Genomic DNA, 3,951 nt, shown 5'->3' on the forward strand with positions numbered 1-3,951 from the left:
TTATTGATGCACATGAAAAGCAGTTGTGTTATCTGCTTTTGATCCGATCCGTCGTGAAGTTGCACGTGTAGCTCTTGAGAAACTGATCGTAGATGGACGTATCCATCCGGCCAGAATCGAAGAGATGGTTGAAGAAAGCCCAGAGAGAAGTAGAAGCGCAGATTCGCGAAGATGGTGAGAATGCAGCTATGGACGTTGGAGTTCATGGTATTCATCCTGAATTACTGAAACTTCTTGGACGTATGAGTTCCGTTCAAATTATGGACAGAATGCTTTAAGACATTCTATTGAGGTAGCTCAGTTATCCGGAATGCTGGCCGGTGAGGTTGGCGTAGATGTCCGTATGGCTAAGAGAGCAGGTCTTCTTCATGATATTGGTAAATCAATTGACCATGAAGTAGAAGGATCTCATATTCAGATTGGTGTGGATCTCTGTAAGAAGTATAAGGAATCCCAGATTGTTATCAATACGGTCGCATCTCATCATGGTGACTGTGAGCCGGAATCTCTGATCGCATGTATTGTACAGGCTGCAGATGCTATTTCAGCGGCGAGACCTGGTGCAAGAAGAGAAACGCTGGAAACTTATACCAATCGTCTGAAACAACTGGAGGATATTACGAACCAGTTTAAAGGTGTTGATAAATCTTTTGCCATTCAGGCGGGAAGAGAAATACGTGTAATGGTAGTGCCGGAGCATGTTAATGATGCAGATATGGTTCTCCTTGCGCGCGATATTGCGAAACAGATTGAAGCAGAACTTGAATATCCCGGTCAGATTAAAGTCAACGTGATACGTGAAAGCAGAGCGATTGACTATGCGAAATAATATGATTGTTCATTTTATGGACTATCGTGGACAGTTCTTTGCAGATATAAACTGTGCAGATTGTATTTATACAGTCTGTGCAGTTTTTTTATGTTATGTTATAGGAAATTACTCCGTAATGTTCCTATAACATAAAAAAGCCCTCCGGGCACGATTCTTTCTTGTAAAGACAGGAATACTTCCTGGAATTTCTCAGTAAACTGGTACAGGGTGATAGAATGAAGAAAAACAGAACGGGAACCAAAAAATTTCCTGCGCTTATTTTATTTCTTCTTGGATTTCTGGCCGGAAATCTGATACCGAATATAATCTGGAAGGCAAAATGGCAGCAGAAAACATGGGCATCGGTATATTTTCTGAGTACATTTGCAGGAAAAAATACAGGCAATATTGAATATCTGAAAGAAATATTAAAATACAGAGGTGTTTTTTATCTGTTGAATATAATCTGTGGATTTTCGGTTTTTGGTGCGCCGCTTGCTGTTATAACGCTTCTGGGATCAGGATTGTATGCAGGTATGATAATGACTGTTTCTATACTGGAATTTGGATTTGCAGGCGGGGTGATCGGAATGGGACTTTTGCTGCCACAATATTTATTTTACATTCCGGTCTGGCTTTATTCTATGGAACAGGAATGGAAGATATCATCAGAAATATGGAGAGTCTGAGGTATCGATTTCCGGAGAAGTCAGTATTTATCTTAAAAAAATGTGCATTGCAGCAGTAGGATATTTTCTGGGAATACTTATCGAATGCTATGTGAACCCTCTGATCATTGACATTATTCTGAAATATATAAAAATTTTTTAATGACAGATTCACTATATTTAGTATTGGTTGTCATAAAATCTCCGACATATGGTATTTGATGCTGAAAAAGCTCTGAAATACAAGGATTTTTCTCGAAAAAAAGGTTTGATTTTATGTAAAATAAACAGTATAATACATATACATTTTATCGGAGAGAGTACGATTTTCTGCTGATAAACTGCAAAGAGGATTAATTTTCGTCTGATCGCAGGAGCTACAGGCAGCGGATATTTTGATTAAAAGGAAACGGGAGATATGGACATAGTAAATAAGGGAAATTTATTACATATCTGCTATAAGACAAAAAAAACATCGGCAAATACAGAGATCTCATACCAGAGAGATCTGAAAAAAATGGCGGAATTTCTGAAGGAACGGGGGATCAAGTAATTATAAAGATGTAAAAGAACTTGAGCTTGAAGGGTATATCAGTTACATGGAACGTGAGAAGTTTGCGTCGATCTTCCATTTCCAGAAGCGTTGCTTCTATGAGAGCGTTTTTCCAAGTATCTGTGGAAGGAAGGCGTGATCGCAGAGAGATCCGGCAGATAACCTGAAACCTCCGAAGGTTGAGAGAAGGGCACCTCGAGATACTTACCATAGAAGAAGTGGATAAATTACTTCAGCAGCCGAAATTGGATACCCCTAAAAGGGATAAGAGATTCAGCAATGCTGGAATTGCTGTATGCAACAGGTATGAGAGTCAGTGAGATGCTTCATCTTCAGATTTTTGATGTCAATCTCCAGTTTGGATATGTGGTCTGTAATGAGAATGGAAAAGAGAGGATCATCCCTATTGGTATTCCATGCAAGAAGGCAATGGAACGGTATCTGCAAACAGCCAGAACTGTTTTTGTGAAAGATGAGAAAGAAACAGCATTATTTACAAATTGTTCAGGGAAAGCGATGAGCCGTCAGGGATTCTGGAAAGTATTAAAGGGATATGCGGATGATGCCGGTATCAAAAGGGATATTGCCCCGCATACATTGAGACATTCTTTTGCTGTGCATATGCTGCAGAATGGTGCGGATATACGAAGCGTTCAGGAAATGCTGGGACATTCCGATATTTCCACTACGCAGGTTTATCTGGGCATGAATATGAATAAAATGCGTGATGTGTATATGAAAACACATCCACGTCATTAAAAACTTATTATTTATGAGGATTGCTATAATGTCAAATGAAAAAGCTTCTATAGTCTGTTTTGAACAGTTTATAGAAGCTTTTTTAACTGAATCAAGTAAGTCCCCTGCTTTAATTGTGAAGAGCAATAAGCAGTGGGTGGCTGAATAGTTTTTTCCTGTAATGTCATAACATGTGCTATTTACAGATAATGTAATTACAGCGATCCATTTGATCAGAGAGTATGGAATGTTGTTTATAAACAATAACGGATCAACACATCTCAGCAATTGTATACAGAAGACGTTCGGATTCTTCCCATCCAAGACATGGATCGGTAATAGATTTTCCGTAAATATGATCACATCCGATCTTCTGATTTCCCGGTTCAATATAACTCTCGATCATAAGCCCTTTTACCAGAGTATGAAGTTCCGGGTCTACCTGGCGGCTGTGGAGAACCTCTTTTGCAATACGAACCTGCTGGTCATATTGTTTATTAGAATTAGAGTGGTTGGTATCAACGATAACAGCCGGATTTTTAAGGTTTTTCTCCTGATATTTCTCCCAGAGAAGACGAAGATCCTCGTAATGATAGTTCGGGATTGCCTCCCCATGTTTATTTACGGCACCGCGGAGAATTGTATGAGCCAGTTCATTACCTGTTGTTTCTACTTCCCAGCTTCTGTAGATAAAACGATGTCCACCCTGAGCTGCTACAACGGAATTGAGCATAACTGCAAGATCGCCGCTGGTTGGATTTTTCATACCTGCAGGAACTTCCATGCCGCTGACGGTAAGACGATGCTGCTGGTCTTCCACAGAACGTGCACCTACTGCCACATAAGAAAGCAGGTCAGAAAGGTAACGGTAATTTTCCGGATAAAGCATCTCATCTGCACAGGTCATACCACTGGTCCGGATTGCATGGATATGCATTTTACGGATTGCTACAAGCCCTGCAAGAAGATTTGGCTGTTTCTCGGGCATTCGGCTGGTGAACCATACCTTTATAGCCTTCTCCTGTTGTTCTTGGTTTGTTTGTATAAACACGTGGAACAATCAGAACCTTGTCAGCTATTTTCTCCGAACATTGCGTAATCTGGTAAGATAGTCCAGAACAGCATCTTCATTATCTGCTGAACAAGGACCGATGATTGCGAGGAATTTATCGGACTTTCCG

3 protein-coding genes and 2 pseudogenes are annotated in these 3,951 nt (G+C 40.1%); 4 read left to right on the top strand and 1 reads right to left on the bottom strand.

Annotated elements, in window-relative coordinates; translation table 11 throughout:
• Window positions 1-16 precede the first annotated feature (16 nt).
• From rny to AC075L_RS07790, 4 genes and pseudogenes are all read left to right on the top strand, one after another.
• Window positions 17-829: pseudogene (rny, locus tag AC075L_RS07775) on the top strand (ribonuclease Y); the annotation flags it as partial.
• A gap of 218 nt (window positions 830-1,047) precedes the next feature.
• Entirely contained in the window at window positions 1,048-1,500 is a 453-nt protein-coding gene (locus tag AC075L_RS07780; protein ID WP_476387487.1) for a hypothetical protein, read from the top strand.
• A gap of 397 nt (window positions 1,501-1,897) precedes the next feature.
• A complete protein-coding gene (locus AC075L_RS07785; RefSeq protein ID WP_476387488.1) occupies window positions 1,898-2,032 on the top strand; it encodes a hypothetical protein in 135 nt (44 codons plus the stop codon).
• Between the two features lie 279 nt (window positions 2,033-2,311).
• On the top strand, window positions 2,312-2,791 hold the full coding sequence (locus AC075L_RS07790) for a tyrosine-type recombinase/integrase (protein WP_476387489.1): 480 nt from the start codon (window positions 2,312-2,314) through the stop codon (window positions 2,789-2,791).
• Between the two features lie 250 nt (window positions 2,792-3,041).
• Here AC075L_RS07790 and AC075L_RS07795 read toward each other — a convergent pair.
• Window positions 3,042-3,951: pseudogene (locus tag AC075L_RS07795) on the bottom strand (3-deoxy-7-phosphoheptulonate synthase); the annotation flags it as partial.

It is taken from the genome of Blautia sp. ZXY-1-B12, from assembly GCF_056339915.1.

Coding starts and splice junctions, on each gene's coding strand:
- AC075L_RS07790 (WP_476387489.1), top strand. CDS start 2,312: ATGCTGGAATTGCTGTATGCAACAGGTATGAGAGTCAGTGAGATGCTT.
- AC075L_RS07780 (WP_476387487.1), top strand. CDS start 1,048: ATGAAGAAAAACAGAACGGGAACCAAAAAATTTCCTGCGCTTATTTTA.
- AC075L_RS07785 (WP_476387488.1), top strand. CDS start 1,898: ATGGACATAGTAAATAAGGGAAATTTATTACATATCTGCTATAAGACA.